The 23634-nt window shown below is 34.8% G+C and carries 17 protein-coding genes; 12 read left to right on the forward strand and 5 right to left on the reverse strand.

Annotated features, from left to right (window positions below; genetic code table 11):
- Positions 1 to 149 precede the first annotated feature (149 nt).
- Positions 150 to 1508, reverse strand: a complete 1359-nt coding sequence (gene mnmE, locus HQN85_RS05160) for a tRNA uridine-5-carboxymethylaminomethyl(34) synthesis GTPase MnmE (protein WP_173269511.1) — start codon at positions 1506 to 1508, stop codon at positions 150 to 152.
- A 435-nt stretch (positions 1509 to 1943) separates the two neighbouring features.
- Here mnmE and HQN85_RS05165 point away from each other — a divergent pair, with 435 nt between their 5' ends.
- Positions 1944 to 3071 (forward strand): AI-2E family transporter, encoded by a 1128-nt coding sequence (locus HQN85_RS05165; RefSeq protein WP_173269514.1) that lies wholly within the window; start codon positions 1944 to 1946, stop codon positions 3069 to 3071.
- Between the two features lie 298 nt (positions 3072 to 3369).
- Here the strand turns inward: HQN85_RS05165 and HQN85_RS05170 are convergent, their stop codons facing one another.
- Together HQN85_RS05170 and argS are read right to left on the reverse strand one after the other, a co-directional pair.
- Positions 3370 to 4143, reverse strand: a complete 774-nt coding sequence (locus HQN85_RS05170) for a sulfite exporter TauE/SafE family protein (RefSeq protein WP_246249613.1) — start codon at positions 4141 to 4143, stop codon at positions 3370 to 3372.
- Between the two features lie 283 nt (positions 4144 to 4426).
- A complete protein-coding gene (gene argS, locus HQN85_RS05175) occupies positions 4427 to 6202 on the reverse strand; it encodes an arginine--tRNA ligase (RefSeq protein WP_173269517.1) in 1776 nt (591 codons plus the stop codon).
- A 172-nt stretch (positions 6203 to 6374) separates the two neighbouring features.
- Here argS and HQN85_RS05180 point away from each other — a divergent pair, with 172 nt between their 5' ends.
- From HQN85_RS05180 to HQN85_RS05230, 11 genes are all read left to right on the forward strand, one after another.
- A complete protein-coding gene (locus HQN85_RS05180; RefSeq protein ID WP_173269520.1) occupies positions 6375 to 7826 on the forward strand; it encodes an arginine deiminase family protein in 1452 nt (483 codons plus the stop codon).
- Positions 7827 to 7962: 136 nt separating this feature from the next.
- The gene (gene ctlX / locus HQN85_RS05185; RefSeq protein WP_246249615.1) at positions 7963 to 8877 is read left to right on the forward strand and encodes a citrulline utilization hydrolase CtlX; all 915 of its coding nucleotides are present in this window, start codon (positions 7963 to 7965) and stop codon (positions 8875 to 8877) included.
- A 271-nt stretch (positions 8878 to 9148) separates the two neighbouring features.
- Entirely contained in the window at positions 9149 to 9499 is a 351-nt protein-coding gene (locus HQN85_RS05190) for a hypothetical protein (protein WP_173269523.1), read from the forward strand.
- Positions 9500 to 9562: 63 nt separating this feature from the next.
- On the forward strand, positions 9563 to 10141 hold the full coding sequence (locus HQN85_RS05195) for a PhnA domain-containing protein (protein WP_173269525.1): 579 nt from the start codon (positions 9563 to 9565) through the stop codon (positions 10139 to 10141).
- 431 nt (positions 10142 to 10572) lie between these two features.
- Positions 10573 to 11967 (forward strand): arginine decarboxylase, encoded by a 1395-nt coding sequence (locus HQN85_RS05200; protein ID WP_173269528.1) that lies wholly within the window; start codon positions 10573 to 10575, stop codon positions 11965 to 11967.
- Positions 11968 to 12191: 224 nt separating this feature from the next.
- Positions 12192 to 12914 carry a 3'-5' exonuclease gene (locus tag HQN85_RS05205; RefSeq protein ID WP_173269531.1) on the forward strand — a complete coding sequence of 241 codons (723 nt, stop codon included), beginning with the start codon at positions 12192 to 12194 and terminating at the stop codon, positions 12912 to 12914.
- Between the two features lie 124 nt (positions 12915 to 13038).
- A complete protein-coding gene (locus HQN85_RS05210; protein WP_173269534.1) occupies positions 13039 to 14757 on the forward strand; it encodes an ABC transporter ATP-binding protein in 1719 nt (572 codons plus the stop codon).
- A gap of 135 nt (positions 14758 to 14892) precedes the next feature.
- A complete protein-coding gene (gene rnr, locus HQN85_RS05215; RefSeq protein ID WP_173269537.1) occupies positions 14893 to 17034 on the forward strand; it encodes a ribonuclease R in 2142 nt (713 codons plus the stop codon).
- A gap of 144 nt (positions 17035 to 17178) precedes the next feature.
- On the forward strand, positions 17179 to 18141 hold the full coding sequence (locus HQN85_RS05220; RefSeq protein WP_173269539.1) for a polyprenyl synthetase family protein: 963 nt from the start codon (positions 17179 to 17181) through the stop codon (positions 18139 to 18141).
- A gap of 361 nt (positions 18142 to 18502) precedes the next feature.
- A complete protein-coding gene (locus tag HQN85_RS05225) occupies positions 18503 to 21526 on the forward strand; it encodes a gliding motility-associated C-terminal domain-containing protein (protein ID WP_173269542.1) in 3024 nt (1007 codons plus the stop codon).
- Between the two features lie 24 nt (positions 21527 to 21550).
- Entirely contained in the window at positions 21551 to 22444 is an 894-nt protein-coding gene (locus HQN85_RS05230) for a PorP/SprF family type IX secretion system membrane protein (protein WP_173269545.1), read from the forward strand.
- A gap of 239 nt (positions 22445 to 22683) precedes the next feature.
- On the opposite strand, the gene rpmA is transcribed toward HQN85_RS05230, so the two are convergent.
- Together rpmA and rplU are read right to left on the reverse strand one after the other, a co-directional pair.
- Positions 22684 to 23139 (reverse strand): 50S ribosomal protein L27, encoded by a 456-nt coding sequence (gene rpmA / locus HQN85_RS05235; RefSeq protein ID WP_173269548.1) that lies wholly within the window; start codon positions 23137 to 23139, stop codon positions 22684 to 22686.
- A 57-nt stretch (positions 23140 to 23196) separates the two neighbouring features.
- Positions 23197 to 23508: a 50S ribosomal protein L21 gene (gene rplU, locus HQN85_RS05240; protein ID WP_055133669.1), complete on the reverse strand. Its 312-nt coding sequence runs from the start codon at positions 23506 to 23508 to the stop codon at positions 23197 to 23199.
- Positions 23509 to 23634: the final 126 nt, after the last annotated feature.

The following is a 23634-nucleotide window of genomic DNA, read 5'->3' on the forward strand; positions in this document are numbered from 1 at the left end:
AAGGATGATTCGGATGTGTATGGTCTGCTTTAAAGATATACACAATTTTTAGATTCTAAAATTGGCAACCTGTGGACGTTAAAGTCGGATAGGGTTAGAATTCGAGATCAATAAGTGAAATGCGTTAAATCTTCAAAGAATAACAAACCTTACTTTCCAATACAAAACTTACTAAAGATATTTTCTAGCAGGTCATCAGTAGTAACTGTACCCGTAATTTCCCCTAAATAATGTAAGGCCTGTTTAATATCCATAGCTAGAAAATCGGAAGTGATGGGGTTATCGATATTGTTGAGCACATTTTCTAAGGCTTTTTCGGTAAGCTTTAAAGCCTCTACATGTCGGATGTTGCTCACTAGTGTTTCACTGGTATTGATGTGGTGAAGGTTCACTTTTGCTAAAAGGGCAGTTTTCAGTTCTTCTACCCCTATTCCTTCCTTGGCAGATAAAAACAAAACTTCCTGTTGAGCAAAGGCTGCTTTTTGTTCTTTGGTAAATAAATCAGCTTTGTTTACAATAGCAAGATATGGGATGTCAATCTTCTTCAAATCATTCAATTGCTCTTCCAGCTCAGCAGGAGTTTGCAGAGCATCCACCATGTACATGATCAGCTTCGCTTGTTTCATTCGCTCTAAGGTCCGCTCTACCCCTTTTGCTTCAATAATATCTGCGGTATCGCGAATACCCGCTGTATCTATAAATCTGAAAATGATACCATTAATATTGAGTTCATCTTCAATGGTATCACGTGTAGTACCTGCAATATCTGATACGATAGCTCTTTCTTCATTTAACAAGGCATTTAACAAGGTTGATTTACCTACATTAGGTTTACCAGCAATCACAATTGGAACACCGTTCTTCAGTACATTACCCATCTCAAAAGAAGAGATTAGGCGATATAGCACCGTGTTAATTTTTAAAATTAAGGCTCTTAATTGTTCACGATTGGCGAATTCTACATCCTCTTCTGCAAAGTCGAGCTCTAGCTCAATCATGGATGCGAAATGAATTAATTGCTCACGTAAATCTTTCAGTTCATTAGAAAAACCACCTCTCATCTGTTGCAAAGCCACATCGTGAGAGGCTTTACTATCTGATGCAATTAAATCTGCCACGGCTTCTGCCTGACTTAAATCGAATGCACCATTTAAAAAAGCTCTTAGAGTAAATTCTCCTGGCTTTGCTGCTCTAGCTCCTTTTTTTAGAAACAGGTTTAAAATTTGCTGAATGATGTAATTAGATCCGTGACAAGAAATTTCAACCACATTTTCTTTCGTATACGATTTAGGCGCAATATACAACCCTGCAACCACCTCGTCTACAATCACTTCTTCATCTTTAATTAAACCAAAATGCAAGGTATGAGATGCTTGTTTAGTTAAATCTTTGCCTGCAAAAACCTGATTGGTTAGTGTAATGGCCTCTGGTCCAGATAAACGAATAACGCCAATAGCGCCGCTCCCTGGAGGTGTAGATAAAGCAATAATCGTATCTGTTGTATACATTTCTTTTTCTTTAACAATCGGATTCTGTTGTTTTGGCGTTAAAAATCACTTTTTCTATTTCCGCCCTAAACTTAATCGAAGCACAAAAATAAGGATATTTTTATTAGCGCTCGGTTAAATTGCTACTGTTTCAGATAAAGCAGCTTAAATGTCCGAAAATGTCTGAGTATGTCCGAAAATGTCAGTAAAAAAGTAGTTTTGTTCTAGTGTTGTTCGAGTTTTACCCTAGGTTTCTTCTTCTCAAACGCCGTTTTCCAGAACAAGACTAGGAGCAGTGTGGGAGGAAACTAGGAGAAATCGCGGAGATTTAGTACATGAAGATCTGAATTTTCAATGGGTAAATCACTTGAAAACATGAAATCGTAATTTCTTTCTTTCTCATCAGCCAAACAAATTCCTTATCTTAGTGTTTAACACCAGAAAACTACCAAACAAATGACGAATCAATTTCCCCTTACTGTAAAACGGTCTATAGAGTTATTAGGCATTTCACTTATTGTTGTCATTTTAGTAGTGGGTAAAGACATTTTTATGCCTGTACTGATGGCATTTTTTGTCAGCATTATGCTATTGCCCATTTATCGCTTTTTAAGGAAACGTAAGGTACCTGAATCGCTTGCTATTATTTTGCCCATTTTATTAGTACTTCTTTTTGTTGCCGGAATTATGTGGTTTTTATCTGCACAGGTGGGTATTTTGGTAGATGATTTCCCTCAAATTAAACAAAATGTAGCTAAGCATTTACAGAGTTTGCAGCAATGGATTAGTGGTTTTACCAAAATGAGCATCTCTAAGCAAGAACAGTTCATCAAGACAAAAAGTGATGATATGCTAGGCATGGCTGGAACTGCTGCTAGCGGGGCTTTTGTAACCTTAAGTGGTATATTCATTTTTGTGGGTTTATTGCCGATTTATATTTATTTGATTTTGTTTTACAAAGACATTCTGATGCGTTTCGTGTTTTTGTGGTTTAAAACAGATGATCATGCAAAAGTGAAAGATGCAGTATACGAAACCGAATCGATCATTAAAAGTTACCTTGTTGGTTTGTTGATTCAGATTTCTTACATGACCGTCCTTTTAGGTGGCATTTTACTATTGGTTGGTATTAAACATGCGCTTTTAATTGGGGTTATTTTTGCCATTTTAAATCTGATACCTTATATCGGTGCGTTAATCGGAAATTTAATAGGTGTGCTGTTAACCTTAACTTCTTCTACAGAATTATGGCCAGTGGTAACGGTTTTAGGGGTAATTGCCGTGGTTCAGTTTTTGGATAACAATATTTTAATGCCTCGTATTGTAGGTTCTAAGATTAAAATCAATGCACTTGTTTCTATTCTAGGTGTATTTATTGGTGGAAGTATAGCAGGAATTTCTGGTATGTTTCTTTCCATGCCCATTATCGCCGTACTAAAAATCATTTTTGACCGCAGTGAATCGTTTAAACAATGGGGCGTTTTATTGGGTGATGAAAGGCCAACTAAAAGTCCATTAACTTTTCCAAAGTTTAGAAAATTGGCTCCTGTTACCACGAAGTCAGGAACGATTGATAAGAAGTAAGGTTTTTGATCGATTCTTATTAGTTTCTACGGACGGTGAATTTTCCCTGTAGCTGAAAAATTATTAAAGGCTGTGATGATAATCGGTTATTTTACCAATTATTGTTTCCCTACGGGGTGTAACTTTTTTCCTGTAGCTGAAAAAAGTCACCAAAAAAAGCCACGCCTGCGCCTGATGCTATTAAAGGCTGTGAATATTCAGTTGTTACATTCCCGCATCAGCCAAGTGCGAATTTAGCAGCATTAATTTGGTGCTTTGGCTTGACAAATTCATGAAGTACGAATATTGTTGGGCTATTTTATTTCAGCAACACATCCCAAGCAAATCTTAAGATTGTACCAAAAACTACAATTAAAAAGAAAATTCGGATAAATTTATTGCCTTTCAGCAATGCTAATTTAGCACCAAAAAATGAGCCCAAGATATTAAATAGCGCCATTGGGATGGCATATTGATACAGCACATGCCCTGTTGAACTAAAATAAAGTAGGGCTGCCAAATTGGTGGCCATGTTTACGATTTTAGCATGTGCACTTGCACCTACAAAATCAAACCCTAAAACCGCGATAAATACTAGGATTAAAAAAGAACCAGTTCCAGGACCAATTAAACCATCATAAAAGCCAATAATTAACCCGAAGAAGCCTGCCAACAAAATCTGCTTTTGTAGGGAATGCGCTTTATGTTGATGAATACCAAATTGCTTATTGAAATAGGTATACAGTGCAACTGCGATCAATACCACTAAGATTACAGGTTTGATAACAGCATTGTTAATCATGCTGACCGAATAAGCACCGAGTAAAGACGTGCAAAACGCTGCAACTACACAAGAAATTAAAACTTTATAATTGAATTTTACTTGCTTGGAATATTTATAGGCAGCCACAGTTGTGCCTGCTAAAGAAGGAATTTTAACTGTTCCAAAAATGCTGGCTACTGGATAGTGTGGTAAAATGAGTAAGGTAGCTGGGGTTTGCAAGAGGCCCCCTCCTCCAACAATTGCATCAATAAAACCTGCTGCAAAGGCAGCTAGGCAAAGTAAAATGAGTTCTTGGATCATGTTTGCCATTTCAGAGCGTAAATTTTAATTCAAATTGCAGCAATAATCTATTCAACTTTCGATTGGTGAGGAACCAAAACAAATTGTTCCCTACGGGGTGTGACTTTTTCCTGTAGCTGAAAAAGTCACCAAAAAAGCCACGCCTGCGCCTGATGCTATTAAAGGCTCTGCTTATACTTAGTTGGTACATTCCGCATCAGCCAAGGGCGATTTTAGCAGCACTAAATTGCTACTTTGGCTTGAGATGTAGCATATTGCTAAAATGAACAAATGATACTAATGAACTACTAGTCTACATTCGCTCTGGCACGTTGATACCCAAAATCTTTGTACCACTTTTTAATACATCAGCTGTAAGCTTGCAAATGTTTAATCGGTGTTGTTTTAAAGCCTCGTTTTCTTCTTTTACGATTGGTGGCACTTCGTGATAAAACTTGTTAAACAATTTGGCTACTTCGTATAAATAATTAGCTAAAAACGCTGGACTGTATGCTTTGGCTGCATTTGAAATTTCTTCTGGATATTTAGCCAACAGCATAATCATATCCAGTTCTGTTGGAGCTAATGGAACATTTATTTGTTCCTCTCCTGCAACTAATTTATAATTTGCTTTACTTAATAGCGATTTAATTCTTGCGTGTGTGTATTGAATAAAGGGTCCGGTATGACCTTGGAAATCTATCGATTCTGAAGGATCGAACAATAAGCGCTTTTTAGGTTCTACTTTAAGTAAAAAGTACTTTAAAGCACCTAATCCAATGTTGTAATATAAGGCTTGTTTTTCCTTATCAGAGAAATCGTTTATTTTACCTAATGCTTCCGTTTTTTGTTTAGCCGTGTCAATCATTTCAGCTACCAAATCATCGGCATCAACTACAGTTCCTTCTCTACTTTTCATTTTCCCGCTAGGTAAATCTACCATGCCGTAAGATAAATGGTGTAAACCTTTAGCCCAGCTTTTGCCTAATTTCTCCAAAATTAAAAACAACACTTTGAAATGGTAATCTTGCTCATTACCTACCACATAAATAGACTGATCCATGTGATAATCATCGTATTTCATTTGTGCAGTTCCCAAATCTTGGGTAATGTAAACTGAAGTTCCATCGGCACGTAATACGAGTTTCTGATCTAAGCCTTCAGCGGTTAAATCTATCCATACAGAACCGTCTTCTTTTTTAAAGAAAACGCCTTTTTCTAAACCTTCATCAACTGTATCTTTTCCTAAAAGGTAGGTATTGCTCTCGTAATAGTATTTATCAAAATCGACACCTAAGTTTTTATAACTCACTTCAAAACCATCATACACCCAGCCATTCATCTTTTTCCACAAGGCAATCACGTGTTCGTCGCCAGCTTCCCAAGCCAATAGCATGTGCTGTGCTTGTTTAATTAAAGGAGCATTCTTTTTGGCTTCATCTTCAGTTTGTCCTTCAGCTATTAAAGCTTCAATTTCCTTTTTATATTCCTTATCGAAGATCACATAGTATTTCCCTACTAAATGATCGCCTTTTAGATTTGCGCTTTCTGGGGTTTCTCCGTTGCCCCACTTCTCCCACGCTAACATGGATTTGCAGATGTGAATTCCTCTGTCATTTACCAAATTCACTTTAAAAACTTCGTAACCATCGGCTTTTAACAATTCGGCTACTGCATAACCTAATAAATTATTACGCACATGCCCTAAATGCAAAGGCTTATTGGTATTTGGCGAAGAATATTCTACCATTACCTTTTGCCCGTTTGGTTTCACTTTAGCAAAATCATCATTTAATAGCTCCGTATTAAATAAGTTTAGCCAATAACTATCAGCTATGCTTAGATTTAAAAATCCTTTAACAACGTTGAAAGCAGTAACTTCCTTTACATTTTGCACTAAATATTCGCCTATTGCGGTTGCCGTTTCTTCTGGAGATTTCTTTGAAAAACGTACAATCGGAAAAACTACTAGGGTAATTTGACCTTCGAATTCTTTACGGGTTTCTTGTATATTGATGACACTTTCAGCAATTTCTTCGTTATAAATTTGTTTGACTGCGTTAAGTGTTTCGGTAATGATAAAATTCATAGGGCTAAAATAAGGAAAGAAGTCGGGAAGTCAAAAGAAGGAGCCCGAAAGTCAGAAAGTGTTAAGAACCTCAATAGCCCTAAGAAAACCATCAGTACTTTCCGAACTCCAAGCTTCAGGACTTTCGGACTCTCGAAAAATTAAATAGATTTGCATAACGACAACCAAATATATGAGTGGGCAGAACGAAAATTTTAAAGTGAATGTAACTTCGGAAATCGGCAGATTACGTAAATTGTTGATCCATAGTCCGGATAGTGGAATAGGTAAAGTAGTACCTTCTAAAGCACAAGATTGGCTTTTTGAAGATATTGTTCATTTAGATACCATTCGCAAAGATGAGTACGATTATTATCTCAAATTGTTGATGTATTTCTTAGATCCCGATAAGATTAAAGGAAAATTAGCGGCTATTGATAGCGAAGCTGCAAATAGAGGTTTTTACAAACCAAACCATCCTAATTTTCATAATTCAGCAAATGTAATTGAAGTACAAAATTTGTTAGCTGATATTTTAAAGGATGAATATATCCGAAAAAAATTAACCGCTGCTGTATGTGCCATTGAAGGATGTACCTATAAGCTACAGTTAAAATTATCATCTACCGAACCTAAAGAATTGGCTGAAATTTTTATTTCAGGAACAATGGCAGATGATACGATGATTTTTGCCCCTATCCCCAATTTAATTTTTACCAGAGATGTGGGTACAACCATCAACAACTTTGTTTTATTAAATAAACCAGCCAAAAAAGCTAGGGTTCGCGAAACGATGTTGATGCGCTATATCTTTTTTAACCATTCGTTTTTTGAAGCATACAGAGGAAATGTGCTAGAAATTCCAGATCCTACCCAACATTTCTTGCGACCTGGTGATGAGCCGGAGTTTCGCACCACATTAGAGGGTGGGGATGTGATGATGGTTGCACCAAATCATGTACTTATTGGGGTGAGTGAGCGTACATCTGAAGAAGGTGCAAACGAAGCGATTAAATTGCTTTTCGAAAATAATGTTGTAGAAAAAGTAACTGTGGTAAAAATTCCTGCTAAAAGGGATTACATGCACTTAGACACGGTTTTTACTCAAGTAAAACGAGATACTTGGGTAATTTTGCATAGCATTGCACATAGTCCGGTTTATGATGCAAATGAACCTATTCATTTCTTGAAAGAGCCAGAAAAATTAGAGACAACTACTGCATTGCAGTTTCATAAAAATAATCCAGGTCAGCCTAAAGTTTTTGAACATGTGGAAGCTTTGTTAGATGATATCAGTAGAAATGATTTAGGAAGTAAAACTCCAACTCAAGTAATTTATAGCGGTGGAAATGTTTTTCCTTACGATAGTAGAGAGCAATGGACAGATTCATGCAATTTATTAGCCATAAAAGAAGGTATAGTTTTAGGTTATGATCGGAATGATAAAACCGTAGAGGCATTTAAAGCAAAAGGCTTCAATGTGGCAAAAGTTAAAGACTTTATTGCCGACTTAGAAAGTGGTAAAATCGATCCTGAAACGGTAACAGATACCTTAATTTTAATGCCTTCTGCTGAATTATCAAGAGCTCGTGGCGGTTTTCATTGTATGAGCTTACCTCTATTGAGAGATGATTTAGTTTATTAGTCATTAGTTCATTCGGTTGGGATTATTAATAAGAAATTATCCTAATAACAAATGAACAATTGAACTGAACCAATGAACTAATGAACAACTGAACTAATGAACAACTGAACCAATGAACTAATATACAATTGAACTAATGAGCCAATCTACCAACCATATCTTAATGATCCGCCCTGTTGATTTTAAATTCAATGCGCAAACGGCGGTAAATAATAAATTTCAGCAAGCATCTGCACAAAGTGATGTTCAAAACGAAGCTTTAAAGGAGTTTGATGGTTTTGTAGAAATGTTAGTGGCAAATGGAGTAGATGTAACTGTAATTGATGATACCTTAACTCCTGAAACTCCCGATTCTATTTTCCCAAACAATTGGGTTTCTTTTCACGCAAATGGCGAGGTTATTTTATATCCTATGTTTTCAGAAAATCGTCGTGCTGAACGGAGAGAAGATATTATTACCAGCATTGGCCATCAATTTAAGGTCGATAAAATAACAGACTTAAGCACTTACGAAACGCAAAACTTATTTTTGGAAGGTACAGGGAGTTTAGTTTTAGATCGTGATCATCAAATAGCCTATGCTTGCAGATCGGTAAGAATGGATGAAAAAGTATTGGCTGATTTTTGTCAAAAAACTGGTTATCATGCGGTTGTTTTTAACGCTGTGGATTCGGAGGGCTTCCCTATTTACCACACCAATGTGATGATGTGTGTTGGTGATACTTTTGCTGTAGTTTGTTTTGATTCTATTCCTGATCTGAAAGAAAAAGAGAATGTTAAGCAAAGGCTTGTGAATTCGGGCAAAGAACTTGTAGCAATTAATTTTGATCAGATGAACCATTTTGCAGGCAACATGCTTCAGGTTAAAAACAAAAAGAATGAAAGCTTGCTCGTGATGTCGGAACAAGCTTATTTAGCTTTAAAAAAGGAGCAAATCGCCTCGCTAGAAAAACATTGTAAATTAATTTACGCCCCTTTATATACAATAGAAAAAAATGGTGGTGGAAGTGCAAGGTGCATGTTAGCGGAAATCCATTTACCAGTTAAGTAAACCACATAGAAACATAGAAGACATAGTTTTTAAGCTATCATTATTTCGAACGACAACATAATCCTTATTTTATTTGTCCTTCTGAGTACAGCGAAGAATCCCTGTTCAAATGTTGTATTAGAGATTCCTCCAAAGTCGGAATGACAAAGCAACAAATATGTTTTTTTTAGCAGAGCTCTCTTTACCAATTAACTCTTTTATTATAAAATATAATTTGTGTAGCGTTTTTGAATAGGTAAACGTAAAGGCTAATAAACCTAAACTCATTAAGATGAACCAGAAACTAACAGTCATTAGAACATTTATCGCTCTTTTTATTATTTCTATTTTCTTGTTAAGCAGTTGCAAGAAAGATCAGCTCATTGTAGATCAAGAAAAAGTATTTATACAGGTAGATCATGGAGATTCTGGTTTCCCTTACAATTCTGGCTGGCAGCTTACTTTAAAACCAGATGGTATTGCTGATGTATTGCCTACTGGAGATATCGTTTGGCGAGGCACGTATAAAATTAGCGGCAGTTTAATCACAGTCAAAGCTGATAATGTTACCTATAAGTTCGAAATTATATCTAAAACAGAAATTAAAGAAAAAACTTATGGTACGGTGCTAAAATTGCAGTAACAGCCCATACTTGATTAATACCCTTTAAATTAATTTAGTATTTTCGCAGAAAATCTAAATTCAATGTCTTTACAACAACAATTGCTAACACGTGCTAATCACCAGTGCGAATTATGTACTTCCCAATCTAATTTATCAGTTTACGAAGTTCCACCAATTAGTAATGCCAATGCAGACAACAGCATTATTACTTGTAAAACATGTTTAGATCAGATAGAAAAAAATGAGCAAATTAGCGCTGACCATTGGAAAATACTAACAGAAACCATGTGGTCTGAATTTGCGCCTGTGCAGGTTGTGGCTTGGCGTATGTTAAGTCGGTTAAGAAATGAAGGTTGGGCTGCTGATAGTTTAGACATTTTATATCTTGATGAAGCAACTTTAGAATGGGCTAAAAAAACTGGAGATCATGAACAAGATGGTACGGTAGAATTTCATCAGGATAGCAATGGAGCTCGTTTATATGAAGGTGACACTGTTGTTTTAATTAAAACGCTAGATGTTAAAGGTTCCACTATAAGTGCCAAATTAGGTACGGTTGTTAAAAATATTCGTTTGGTGCATGATAATACTGAGCAAATAGAGGGCAAAGTAGAAGGACAAACGATTGTGATTTTAACAAAGTATTTAAGGAAAGGTTAATTTTCCAGTACATAGAACAATAGTTTATTAATTAGCTGTCAGTCTGAGCTTGTCGGAGACCTAATAAAAATAAATTACGCTATCGGTTGGTGTCTCCACCGACCGAAGTTTTGTATAAATTGAAACATTAAAAAGTTAAGTCCTTCGACAGGCTCAGGATGACAATATTTCTTTATTACATCAAACTGAGCAAGCTTAAATAGTAACGCGAACTTAATAGTGCTAAACCTGATGGAAACGAACATGTAGCGAAGCGAAATAAAGTGTACAGCAGGGCTTAAGTTTCCGATAAAAAACTGTTTTTGCTTTTCGACTGTTATTCATCAATTATATACTTTTCGTAAAAGTTTATGAACTGAGTGGATTAATTTTAAACTACTACATTAATTCTCGAATTAAAATTACATTTTTGCAAAAATTATTTGATATAAATGCAGAGTTACTCCGAATTTCTTGATCTAAGTGTTGGCTTTCCACAAGAGGGTTACAGCGTTATAGACGATGAATTATATTTTCAGGATCTAAATTTAATGGAAATGATAGAAACCTATGGCACTCCATTGCGTTTCACTTATTTACCCATGATTAGTAAGAAGATTCAACAGGCTAAGTTGTTGTTTCAGCAGGCTATTATTAAAAATAATTACCGTGGCGATTATAAATATTGCTACTGCACTAAAAGTTCTCACTTCCGTCACATTGTTGAGGAAGCGTTAAAAAATGGTATTCACTTAGAAACTTCTTCGGCATTTGATATGCCAATGATTGAGGCTTTGGAGAAAAAGGGTGCATTAACGAAAGACATTACTGTAATTTGTAATGGTTTTAAAACGTACCAATACAAACAATATATCATTGATATGTTGCACGATGGGTTTAAAAACATTATTCCAGTTTTAGATAATAAAGAAGAATTTAATCTTTATGATGATGAGGTGGAAATGGATACTCCGTGTAATTTAGGAATCCGTATTGCTGCAGAGGAACAACCAGATTCTCAATTCTATACTTCACGTTTAGGTGTACGTATGGAAGATGTTATCGATTTTTACAACAATAAAATTTCTGCAAATCCTAACTTTAGAGTTAAGTTATTACACTTTTTTATTAACTCTGGCATTACTGATTCTCCTTATTACTGGAACGAATTAGAAAAATATGTAACCCTTTATTGTAAGTTCAAAAAAATTAATCCAGAACTAGATACCTTAGATATTGGTGGCGGTATGCCATTTAAAGATAGCTTGGTATTTGATTTCGATTACGAATACATGGTAAATGAAATCGTTAAACGGATTAAAGAAATTTGTGCTGAGCATGATGTTGTTGAACCAGATATTATTACAGAATTTGGTAAATATACAGTAGCAGAAGCATCAGGTATTTTATATAAAGTACTAGGTCGTAAGCAACAAAATGACCGTGAAAAATGGTTGATGTTAGATGGTTCTTTTATTACAAATTTGCCAGATGTTTGGGCATTGAACCAAAAATATATTCTATTGCCAATTAATAATTGGGATGCAGAATACGAACGCGTAAACTTGGGTGGTATTACTTGCGATGGTCAGGATTATTACAATCAAGAAGCGCACATGAATAGTGTATTTATGCCGAAAACGCGTAAAGTACAATACCTAGGCTTCTTTAACACTGGTGCTTATCAGGAAGTTTTGAGTGGTTATGGAGGTATTCATCACTGTTTATTACCAAGTCCAAAGCATGTAATTATTCGCAGAAATAGAGATGAGACTTTCAATTTTGAAGTTTTTGGAGAAGAACAAAACAGTAAACAGGTTTTAAAAATTCTGGGTTATACTTCTTAATTGAATTTCAATGTATATTAAAATCCTTCCTACAAAATGGGGAGGATTTTTTTATGCGCCCAGCTAGTCATTCCCGTGAAACGGGAATCGTAAAGCACAATGATATAAATCGCATTACGATTCTCGATTAAATTTTGGAATGACGAAAGAGAGTTTGAATAAACTCAACTATTTTCTATATCTTCAACTTCCCTATTTAAATTTACATCTAAACATTTACGCTTATGCTTAAAGACGTTAACTTAAATAAGGTTTTTGTAATTGACATCGAAACTATTCCATTGTATGAATATTTTGAGCAAATGCCCTTACAAATGCAATCTCTGTGGGATAGCAAAACTCAATTTCTTAGAAAAGACGATAAAACACCATCAGACTTTTATGAAAGAGCTGGCATTTGGGCCGAATTTGGCAAAATCATCTGTATTAGCGTAGGGCTATTTCATACACACAAAGGCAAACTGCACTTCAGAGTAAATTCTTATTTTGGCGATAATGAGGCTGAAGTTTTAAATCAGTTTAACACATTACTCTCCAAACAATCAAAAGATCTTGTTCTTTGCGCACATAACGGTAAAGAATTTGATTTTCCTTATATCTGTCGTAGAATGTTGGTGAACAGCATTCCTATTCCTCCGCAATTACAAATTGCTGGCAAAAAGCCCTGGGAAATTAATCACCTTGATACCATGGAATTATGGAAATTTGGAGACTATAAAAACTATACTTCTTTAAATTTATTGGCAGCTATTTTCAATATCCCTACACCAAAAGATGATATTGATGGAAGTATGGTTAAGGATGTATACTACCAACAAAATGATTTACAACGCATTGTAACCTACTGCCAGAAAGATGTAATTACCACCGCACAAATTTTATTACGTTTTAAAGGAATGGAAGCAATTTTAGCAGAAAACATTACAATTGCCTCATCAAAAAAATAAATAAGTAAAAATAGCTGCAGATTAATAAATCATTGTTTAATCTCTTAATCTGCGGCCAAAAAATTTTGATGATATAAATAAAACTGATTGGCAAAATCATCGATAAACGTTACCTTAGTGATTAATGTTAGACGTAAAAGAACTCGCCATAGAATTTTATAACCGAGAAGAAAAAACTTGGACTGAAGCTGTACATAAAGTTAGTTTCAAACTCGAAAAAGGAAAAGTCTTAGGTATTGTTGGTGAATCAGGCTCTGGAAAATCTGTTACTTCTTTCTCTATCATGCGTTTGCATGATTCTAAAAACACTAATATTTCTGGTGAAATAGATTTTGACAACGTCAGTATATTGAATTTATCTGATCATGAAATCAGAAATTTCCGAGGGAATAAAATGGCCATGATTTTCCAAGAACCCATGACTTCTTTAAACCCCGTCTTTACCTGCGGTTATCAAGTTCAGGAAGCCATTATGCTGCATCAAAAGGTAGATAAGGAAACAGCGAAAACACAAACCATCGATCTTTTTAAGGAAGTACAACTCCCCCGCCCTGAAAATATTTTCGAAAGTTACCCACATCAATTGTCTGGCGGACAAAAGCAGCGTGTAATGATTGCAATGGCTTTAAGTTGTAATCCCGAGTTATTAATTGCAGATGAGCCAACTACTGCTTTAGATGTAACTGTTCAGAAAACTATTCTAGATTTATTGCTTAGACTAAAGAATGAGCGTAACATGGGTTTAATTTTCATTACACATGATTTAGCTGTAATCAGCGAAATAGCAGATGAACTTTTAGTCATGTATAAAGGAAATATTGTAGAACAAGGTCCTGCAAAAGAATTATTTACTAACCCACAACACCCTTATACAAAAGGCTTATTAGCTTGCAGACCAGCGCCACAACGACGTTTAAAAAAATTACCAATTGTTGCTGATTTCTTGAATGAAGATAAAGATGTTGCTGTAAGGCATTTGCTTGATATTAATAGCTATACACAACAAGAAATTGAGCAACGAAGACACAATCTATATACACAAAAACCATTAGTACAATTGCAAAATTTATGTACTTGGTATCCAATAAAAAAGGGGTTGTTCGGCAAATCCACTTCTTACGTTAAAGCAGTTGATGATATTACTTTCGATGTTTTTCCTGGAGAAACTCTAGGTTTAGTTGGTGAATCTGGCTGTGGCAAAACAACATTAGGCAGAAGCATATTACGTTTAGTAGAACCGACTTCTGGTAAAATTATTTTTAATGGAACAGATTTAATCAAATCTAGCAAAGCTGATTTAAGAAGATTGCGCAGAGATGTTCAAATCATTTTCCAAGATCCTTATTCTTCTCTTAATCCAAAAATTACTGTTGGTAATGCCATAATGGAGCCTTTACAGGTGCATCATGTGTTTAAAAATGATCAGGAACGCAAAGCACATGTTTTACATTTATTAGAAAAGGTAAATTTAAATCCAGAACATTTTGATCGTTATCCACATGAGTTTTCTGGCGGGCAGCGTCAACGTATTGTAATTGCTAGAGCATTGGCCTTACAACCTAAATTTATCATATGTGATGAATCCGTTTCAGCATTGGACGTTTCGGTTCAGGCGCAGGTCTTAAACTTATTAAGAGAGTTACAACAAGAGTTTGGCCTAACCTACATTTTCATTTCTCATGATTTAGCTGTTGTAAAGCACATCTCAGATCGAATGATTGTGATGAATAAAGGAAAAGTGGAAGAGGAAGGATTTCCAGAAATAATTTATAATTCTCCAAAAGCCGAATACACTAAAAAATTAATCGCCGCTATCCCCGGCACTGGAAATATAGTAGCTTAATACTTTTTCTCTGCATATTACGCTATATACAAAACCAAACTATAACCCAATTGTGTTATAGAAACGTTAATTCTTGCAAAAAATAACCTAACGTAAATTAACAATTACTATCTTCGATACTATACGCAAAACGCTATGGCAAAAAACAAAAATTCTCAATTCAAACTCGTTTTAACACAAATGATTAGTGATATATTCGAGAAAAATAAAAATGTGGCACTTAACCACAAACAAGTTGCTGCCAAGCTAAATTTAAGCGATAAAGCTGCTGTTGATACTATTTTAGAAGTATTAATAGAGCAAACAGAAAATGGTTTGTTTATTCGCCCAGAACGTGGCAAATTTAAATTAAAAGATCAGAAAGTCTTCTTAACAGGAAAGGTAGACATGACTGCTGACGGTTCTGCTTTTATTGTGCCAGATGATGAATTTGAGAAAGATATTTTTGTTGCCCCACGTAAACTGCGCAATGCATTACATGGAGATATTGTTAAAGTTCATGTTTTTGGTAAAAAAACGAGTGGACGTAGAAATGAAGGTGAGATTGTAGAAATCATAACTAGAGCAAAGACAGATTTTATTGGTGTTGCGAAAGTTTCAGAACGTTTTGCATTTATTATACCAGATGACCGTAAAATGTTGCATGATATTTTTGTACCATTAAGCGATTTAAACGGAGCTAAAAATGGGCAAAAAGTACAAGTTAGCATTACTGATTGGCCAGAAGGAGCAAAAAATCCGATAGGAAAAATTATAAATGTTTTAGGTACGCAGGGCGAAAATGATACTGAGATGAATGCCATCTTGGCTCAATATGGTTTTCCTTTAAGTTTTCCTGGAGAGGTTGAAAAAGAAGCCAATGCCATTCCAGAAACAGTTAGTGAAGCTGAAATAAATGAAAAAGGAAGAAAAGACTTTAGAGATACCATTACTTTCACCATTGATCCTGCAGATGCAAAAGATTTTGATGATGCCATTTCTTTTAAAAAATTACCTAACGGAAATTTTGAAATTGGTGTTCACATTGCAGATGTTTCTCATTATGTAAAACCTAATAGCGCATTAGATAAAGAAGCTTATGAACGTGCTACATCTGTTTATTTAGTGGATAGAGTAATACCTATGTTGCCAGAAAGATTGAGCAATGGTGTGTGTTCTTTACGACCAAATGAAGATAAATTATGTTTTGCCGCTGTTTTTGAATTAGATAGCGAAGCTAATATTAAAAGCGAATGGTTTGGCCGCACAACCATACATTCAAACCGTCGTTTTAGTTATGAAGAGGCTCAAGAAGTTATTGAAACTAAAGCCGGCGATTATGCTGAAGAGATTTTAAAGTTAAACGAGCTTGCCTATATTTTACGTGATCGAAAATTTAAAAATGGTGCCATCAGCTTTGAAAGTACTGAAGTTAAATTTAAACTAGATGAACGCGGGAAACCAATTGGCGTGTATGTCAAAGAGAGAAAAGATGCACACAAATTAATTGAAGATTTTATGTTGTTGGCTAATAAAAAAGTAGCAGAATTTGTTGCAAAAAAAGGCAATGGCAAGAATAAATACACTTTTGTTTATCGTTCACATGACTCACCTAACTTAGAAAATTTAAATAATTTTGCGGCTTTCGCTTCTCGTTTTGGGTATAAAATCAATACCAAAACTGATAAAGACATTGCTAAATCGTTAAATTTTTTAATGGAAGATGTAGAAGGAAAAAAAGAACAGAATATGCTGACACAATTAGCAATTCGTTCAATGGCCAAAGCAATTTACACAACTAAAAAAACCAGTCATTATGGTTTAGCATTTGACCATTATACACACTTCACCTCTCCCATTCGTCGTTATCCCGACGTAATGGTACACCGTTTATTAGCTTTGTACATAGATGGAGGTCGCTCGGCAAATGCAGAAGAATATGAAGCAGCAAGTTCTCACTCATCTTCAATGGAAAAACGTGCTTCTGACGCAGAAAGAGCTTCTATAAAATATAAGCAAGCCGAATATTTAGAAGATAATATTGGAAGTATTTATACTGGAATAATTTCTGGAGTAACCGAATGGGGAATGTATGTAGAAATATCAGAAAATAAATGTGAAGGAATGATTCGCTTAAGAGATATAACAGACGATTTTTATGTTTGGGATGAAAAAAACTATTGCATTGTCGGTCAACGTAAACATAAAAAATACCAATTAGGTGATGAAGTACAAGTAAAAGTTAAAAAAGTGGATCTATCTAAACGTCAAATAGATTTTTCATTAGTACAAGATTAATAAAGAAATTTTAATAAAGGTTGATATCTATAAAGTAACTATTAGAGTAAGAAACAATATATAAAACCTATAGAATTGATTAGCAAAATTCTTCACTAAAGATAGAAGCAAATATACTTTTATCACAAGACTAACCCTTAAATAATGCATAGTTCTACACAATTACAAGAAATAATAGAAAAAGCTATACCCCAAATAGAATATCCATCACATCCGGCAAATTTATACGAGCCAATTCGTTATATCATGAGTTTAGGTGGCAAACGGATAAGACCAGTAATGGTCTTAATGGCCTCAGAATTATTTACTACTGAAGTTCACAAAGCAATTGATGTAGCTTTAGCTATAGAGACCTTTCATAATTTTACTTTGGTTCATGACGACATTATGGACAATGCTCCTTTACGCCGCGGTAGACAGACTGTACATGAAAAATGGGGAAATAATAATGCTATTTTAAGTGGAGATGTGATGATGGTTGAATCAAACAAGCATTTATCAAAAGTAGATATTACTGTGTTAAAAGCAGTTTTAGATACATTTAATGCTACCGCCCAAGGAGTTTGCGAAGGTCAACAATTAGATATGGAATTTGAACAGCGTAGCGATGTAAGCATAGATGAATATTTAGAAATGATACGCCTTAAAACAGCTGTTTTGCTAGGTGGAGCAATGAAATTAGGGGCAATTGTTGGTGGTGCAAATTCAGTTGATGCAGAACTACTATATAACTTTGGTGAAAATTTGGGCGTTGCTTTTCAATTACAAGATGACATTTTAGATGTATATGGCAATCCAGAAAAATTCGGAAAACAAGTTGGTGGAGATATTATTGCCAATAAAAAAACGTTTCTGCATTTAAAAACATTGGCTTTAGCTAATGAAAATGAAAAAGAAAGTCTAGTAAGCATTTCTGACAATAAAATCGACAAAATAAATGCTGTGAAACAATTATACGATAAATATGAAATAAAGGAAAAAGCTGCCTTAGAAATGAATAAATTTCTAACAAAAGCTAATTTTGCATTAGATAGTTTAGCTGTAGCTGATGAAAAGAAAGCCAATTTTAGAGAATTAGTACAGCAAATTCTAGATAGAGAGAAGTAATTTTAATTATTTATTAAATCTCATATAGTTATTTTTAATAAAATTCTTTAAAAGAAAACCATACTATAAAAAGCAATATTTTGCTTTTATTTCTAACTATTCAATTTTATATTTTAATGTTAGAAAACAGGGTCAGCTTTGATCTTGAAAATACGGCTATTAAATTTTTATACCTCACTATAAAGATGATTTAGATCCATCGGTTTTTTTAACACATAGAGTTTAACACCACTTAAAGGTGAATTTAAATCAATCCCTACATAAACCTCACCCCTAAAAGACGATTTTATAGGGTTCATCAATCAGGTAGATTTGCGCAAACCAACAAAAAGCTTGTTGGTACACTTAAAACTACCAAAAAATGAAAAAATTATGTAGATACTATTTGTTAGTGCTCTTTTTAGCATTATCAATATTTCAGGTAAAGGCCACCTCCGACAGCCTTTTAAAATCAAAGTATGATTTAGCACTTGACTTGAATGGAAAAAAGTTAGTATTTGACTTGCAGATTAATGTTATTCAACCGACTTGTGCAGTTCCAACAGGGACCATAACTGTTGTACCAGATGCGTCTTCTACTGGATATACTTATTCCATTAATGGCACGAATTACTTTACAAGTGGAACCTTTACTAATTTAGCTACTGGGGATTATACTGTAACAGTAAAGAATGCATCAGGAGCTATCATTCAAACCACCTCAATTGCCATAGATGATCCAATCTCTCCTACTATTTCATTAACAAGTGTGGCAGGAACAGATTTTCAAAGTCCATGTGAAGATATTGCAATAGAAACCATTACTTATGCGATTAGTCAAGGCGCAAGTGCCACAGTAACCGGACTACCAAATGGAGTAACTGCAAATTTTGCATCAGGTGTACTTACTATCAGTGGAATTCCAGCCGAGAATGGTGCTTTTCCTTACACAATAACTACAGTAAGCGGTTGTAAACCAGTAACTAGAACTGGCATACTAAGAGTACAACCAGCCACAAAAATAGCTTTAAGCAGTGCTATTGGTACTGATGCCCAAATAATTTGTATTGGCTCTCCAATTACTGATATAACTTATCAGGTTACAAATGCCTCTAAGGTTCAATTTAATGGTTTACCAGCTGGTGTAGTCGGAAACTTTTTTAATAATGTAGTAACCCTTTATGGGACACCAACCGAAGTTGGTATGTTTAATTATACAATTAGCACAACTGGTGAGTGCCAATCGCCAATAGCTACTGGTACAATCACAATTGGATTAGACCCTACCATCACATTAACTAGTGGTCAAAGCACTATAACACAAGATGTTTGTGAGGAAAGCGCTATTTCTCCTGTTACCTATGCTGTAACTAATGCCACAGGTGTTACAGTAACCAACTTGCCATTGGGTGTAAACTATGTATTTAATTCAGGAGAACTCACAATTAGTGGTACTCCACATGAACATGGAACCTTTCAATATACTATCACAACAATTGGAAGTTGTAAAACGATAATAAAAAAAGGGTTACTACGAGTTGCCCAAGCTACTAAAATCATATTAACAAGTGGCATTGGAACCGATGCACAAACGACCTGTATTAATGCACCAATTACTAATATCACCTATGATGTTACACATGATATTGGTAATGTACCTACTGTTCAAATTACTGGTTTACCCGCTGGTGTAACTGGCAATTTCATTAATGATGTGGTAACCATCTCTGGTACACCTACTATTAGTGGAACATTTACTTATACCATAAGTGCGACAAGTCCTTGCCAATCTCCAGTAGTAACGGGTACGATCACAGTTCAACAAACGCCAACTATTACACTAAGTGTTGCTGGTAGCGATATTCAAGGCACTTGTGAAGAAATAGCTATTACGCCGATTACTTATACCGTTACCCAAGCTACAGATGTAACCGTAACAGGACTTCCTAATGGGGTAAGTGCTACATTTACTGGGGGTATACTAACTATTAGTGGCATCCCTACCGAAAACGGTTTGTTTACCTACATTGTTACTACTGTGGGTGGGTGCATCCCAGTAACAACTTCTGGGCAATTAAGAATTGTACCAGCTACCAAAATAACCTTAACTAGTGGAATTGGTACCGATGCTCAAACTACCTGCATTAATTCAACAATTAGTAATATCACTTATGATATTACAAATGCAAATAATGTGCAAATTATTGGTCTGCCCGCAGGTATAACTGGCAATTTTGCTAACAATGTAGTAACCATTTCGGGTACATCAACCATTATAGGTAAGTTCACTTATACGATTAGTGCAACGGGTGATTGTCAATCTCCAATAGCTACTGGAACAATTACAATTAATCAAGTACCAACCATTACGTTAACAAGCGTTTTTGGTACTGATCAGCAAAGTGCTTGCGAAGGTGTAAAGATTACCGATATTTCATACAAAATTACAGATGCAACAGGGGCTGTTGTCACAGGCCTTCCAAACGGAGTGACTGGAAATTATGTTGCAGGAATTTTTACCATTACAGGAACACCAACTGCATATGGAATATTTCCATACACAGTGACAACTACTGGCGGTTGTAGTCCAGCAACTTCAAGCGGAGTTTTAAGTATAAAAATGGGTACTCAATTAATCCTAACTACTTTACCAAGTACTGCTGCACAAGTTATATGTATTGGAAAACCAATATCATCAATTATTTATTCTTCAATTAATGCTACGAATATTATAGTTACTGGATTACCAACTGGATTAACTTCAACTTATCTAAATGGAACAATGGAGATTGAAGGAACTCCATCGGTTACAGGTTCATTTAATTATACAGTTACTGCTGTTGGTAACTGTGTTTCTCCGATTTTAACTGGAAAAATAACTATTTCAGAACTTCCTACTGCCATTGTAAAAAGCGACTTGGGAAGCAATATCAACAAAGGTGATATTGCTACTTTAAGTGTTGCCGATGGGAGTAGTTTTACATGGATGCCAACAACAGGTATTATTTCTGGTCAAGGCACATCTAGCATATTAGTTCGTCCAGATGAAACTACAACTTATACAGTTGAAGTAAGCAATGCAACAGGATGTAGTATAGTTGGAGAAATTACATTGGTTGTCAACCCAATAGTAAAAGTTATACCTGGAAATATAATCACGCCTAATGGTAATGGAGAGAATGATTATTGGACCATAAAAAATATTGAATATTTCCCTAATAACAATGTTAAAATATACGATCGTGCCGGCCGACTAATATATAACAAGAAGGGATATAAAAATGATTGGGATGCAACCTATAACGGCAAACCTTTAAATGAGGATGCATATCTGTATGTAATTGATCTTGGTATAGGACAAGGTTTAATAAGGGGTACTATAACTATAATTAGAAGTCAAAAATAGTCAGGAATTTAATTTTAATAAGAAATGAAAAATAAATATTTAAAAGCAGCATTACTAGGTTTTTTAGCCTTGCCTATTAATAAAGTCAATGCACAATTAAATCCAATGGCTAGTAGCTATTATCAAAATCAATATCTTTCAAACCCCTCTTTGGCGGGGATAGCAGAAAAATTTGAGGTAAGTGCAGCTGTTAAAGCACAATGGACTTCTGTTGATGGTGCACCAATAATGCAGGCATTAACCGCTACATATGGCTCTCCAAGTAAAAAACTTGGTGTAGGTCTTTATTTATACAATGAAAGTGCCGGTTTGTTAAGAAGAACAAACATAAAGGCTACTTATGCTTATCATTTAAAATTAAATATGGAAGATCAATTTATAGATTTCGGAGCTTCTATAGGGGGAGTAAATGAGTGGATTGATTTAAATAAAATACAAGGAGATGCTAGTGAACAAATTATACAAGATTTTAATGCTCGAAAAATGAAGTTTGAATCTGATTTTGGAATGGCCTTCCGTAGCAAATCTTTAACAGTTCAGATAGCTATTCCTAACTTAATTTCAGCGTTCGATAAGAGTGAGATAAAAGATGTTGTTGACCGTTCATTATACATGACAAGTATTGGATATAAGTTTTTTACTAAGCCAGGTACATTAACTAGTTTTGAACCCATGTTAACATATCGAGGAGTAGCTAATTACAAAGATTTATTTGATGTGGGTATGAATGTTCAAATGTTCGAAAATAAGCTACAGTTTAATTCAATTTATCATAACACCAATAGTGTAACGGTTGGTATTGGAACAGTTTATAAAAAGCAACTTTCTGTTTTATGTCAATACACAACCAATACTAGTGATTTACAAACTTATAGTAATGGGGAATTTGAAATAGGATTAAAATATAATATTAAATAAAAAATCCTATCCTTCGTAAAGCCCCTTCAAATTTACAATTTGAAGGGGCTTTCTCATTTATATATAGTTTTGGAATGTCTATTACTATATCCAATTCTTACGAATATCTGAATAGAATCAATTGGATATTCCTTCTAATTTTTCTTCATACATCTAGAACACTGCAGTATTAAAATGCCATATACAAAAAAGCCTCGATAATTTATCGAGGCTTTTATTATAGTAATTAAATTACAATATTATTCTGCTGTTTCAGCATCATCAGCTTTAACTGCTTTCTTTGCAGGTGCTTTTTCAGCTTTTGGAGCTGCTGCTTTTTTTGCAGGTGCTTTTGGAGCTGCTGCTTTAACTGCTGCAGATTTTGCTTCAACTTCTTTTTTTGCAGGTGCTTTTTTAGCTACAACTTTTTTAACTGCTGTTTTCACAGGTGCATCTTCAGCAACTACAGGTAATACAGAAACATACGATTTGTTATCTTGTTTCTTTTTAAAAGTTACAATTCCAGGTACTAAAGCGAATAAAGTATGATCTTTACCAATACCTACTCCTTTATCTGGATGATGTTTAGTACCACGTTGACGAACGATGATATTTCCAGCGATAGCTTCTTGACCACCAAAGATCTTGATACCTAAACGCTTGCTATGCGATTCACGTCCGTTTCTAGAACTACCGGCTCCTTTTTTATGTGCCATTTGATTTTATATTTTTTAAACTGGGAAACCCAATTTGACAATTAAACAAAAAATTAACTACAGAGTGATACTCTCAATCTGGATTTTGGTGAAATACTGGCGGTGACCATTTTTCTTTTTGTAACCTTTTCTACGTTTCTTTTTGAAAACGATTACTTTATCACCTTTTAAATGAGACACGATTTTAGCTGTAACCGATGCACCTTTTACTGCAGGAACCCCTACTGTAATTTTACCACCATTATCAACCAACAATACATTGTCAAATTCAATACTAGCGCCTTCATCTCCTTGTAAACGGTGTACAAAAAGGTGCTGGTCTTTTGCAACTTTGAATTGCTGTCCTGCTATATTTACTATTGCGTACATTGTTAAATAATTATTTTTTAAATTGTATATTTTTTATCGAGGTGCAAATATAGAATAAATACTATTCAAACACAAACAGATAGCGAAAATAATTTACATTACATTTCTTAAGCGCAATAGATAATA

It is taken from the genome of Pedobacter boryungensis (assembly GCF_013204825.1).
GTDB classification, from domain to species: domain Bacteria; phylum Bacteroidota; class Bacteroidia; order Sphingobacteriales; family Sphingobacteriaceae; genus Pedobacter; species Pedobacter boryungensis.

What these genes read in the sequence shown, in the direction of transcription:
- HQN85_RS05220 (WP_173269539.1), top strand. Translation starts at nt 17,179, where the DNA reads ATGCATAGTTCTACACAATTACAAGAAATAATAGAAAAAGCTATACCC.
- HQN85_RS05210 (WP_173269534.1), top strand. Translation starts at nt 13,039, where the DNA reads ATGTTAGACGTAAAAGAACTCGCCATAGAATTTTATAACCGAGAAGAA.
- argS (WP_173269517.1), bottom strand. Translation starts at nt 6,202, where the DNA reads ATGAATTTTATCATTACCGAAACACTTAACGCAGTCAAACAAATTTAT.
- rplU (WP_055133669.1), bottom strand. Translation starts at nt 23,508, where the DNA reads ATGTACGCAATAGTAAATATAGCAGGACAGCAATTCAAAGTTGCAAAA.
- HQN85_RS05190 (WP_173269523.1), top strand. Translation starts at nt 9,149, where the DNA reads ATGAACCAGAAACTAACAGTCATTAGAACATTTATCGCTCTTTTTATT.
- HQN85_RS05230 (WP_173269545.1), top strand. Translation starts at nt 21,551, where the DNA reads ATGAAAAATAAATATTTAAAAGCAGCATTACTAGGTTTTTTAGCCTTG.
- HQN85_RS05165 (WP_173269514.1), top strand. Translation starts at nt 1,944, where the DNA reads ATGACGAATCAATTTCCCCTTACTGTAAAACGGTCTATAGAGTTATTA.
- HQN85_RS05170 (WP_246249613.1), bottom strand. Translation starts at nt 4,143, where the DNA reads ATGGCAAACATGATCCAAGAACTCATTTTACTTTGCCTAGCTGCCTTT.
- HQN85_RS05225 (WP_173269542.1), top strand. Translation starts at nt 18,503, where the DNA reads ATGAAAAAATTATGTAGATACTATTTGTTAGTGCTCTTTTTAGCATTA.
- HQN85_RS05200 (WP_173269528.1), top strand. Translation starts at nt 10,573, where the DNA reads ATGCAGAGTTACTCCGAATTTCTTGATCTAAGTGTTGGCTTTCCACAA.
- rnr (WP_173269537.1), top strand. Translation starts at nt 14,893, where the DNA reads ATGGCAAAAAACAAAAATTCTCAATTCAAACTCGTTTTAACACAAATG.
- rpmA (WP_173269548.1), bottom strand. Translation starts at nt 23,139, where the DNA reads ATGGCACATAAAAAAGGAGCCGGTAGTTCTAGAAACGGACGTGAATCG.
- mnmE (WP_173269511.1), bottom strand. Translation starts at nt 1,508, where the DNA reads ATGTATACAACAGATACGATTATTGCTTTATCTACACCTCCAGGGAGC.
- HQN85_RS05205 (WP_173269531.1), top strand. Translation starts at nt 12,192, where the DNA reads ATGCTTAAAGACGTTAACTTAAATAAGGTTTTTGTAATTGACATCGAA.
- HQN85_RS05195 (WP_173269525.1), top strand. Translation starts at nt 9,563, where the DNA reads ATGTCTTTACAACAACAATTGCTAACACGTGCTAATCACCAGTGCGAA.
- ctlX (WP_246249615.1), top strand. Translation starts at nt 7,963, where the DNA reads ATGAGCCAATCTACCAACCATATCTTAATGATCCGCCCTGTTGATTTT.
- HQN85_RS05180 (WP_173269520.1), top strand. Translation starts at nt 6,375, where the DNA reads ATGAGTGGGCAGAACGAAAATTTTAAAGTGAATGTAACTTCGGAAATC.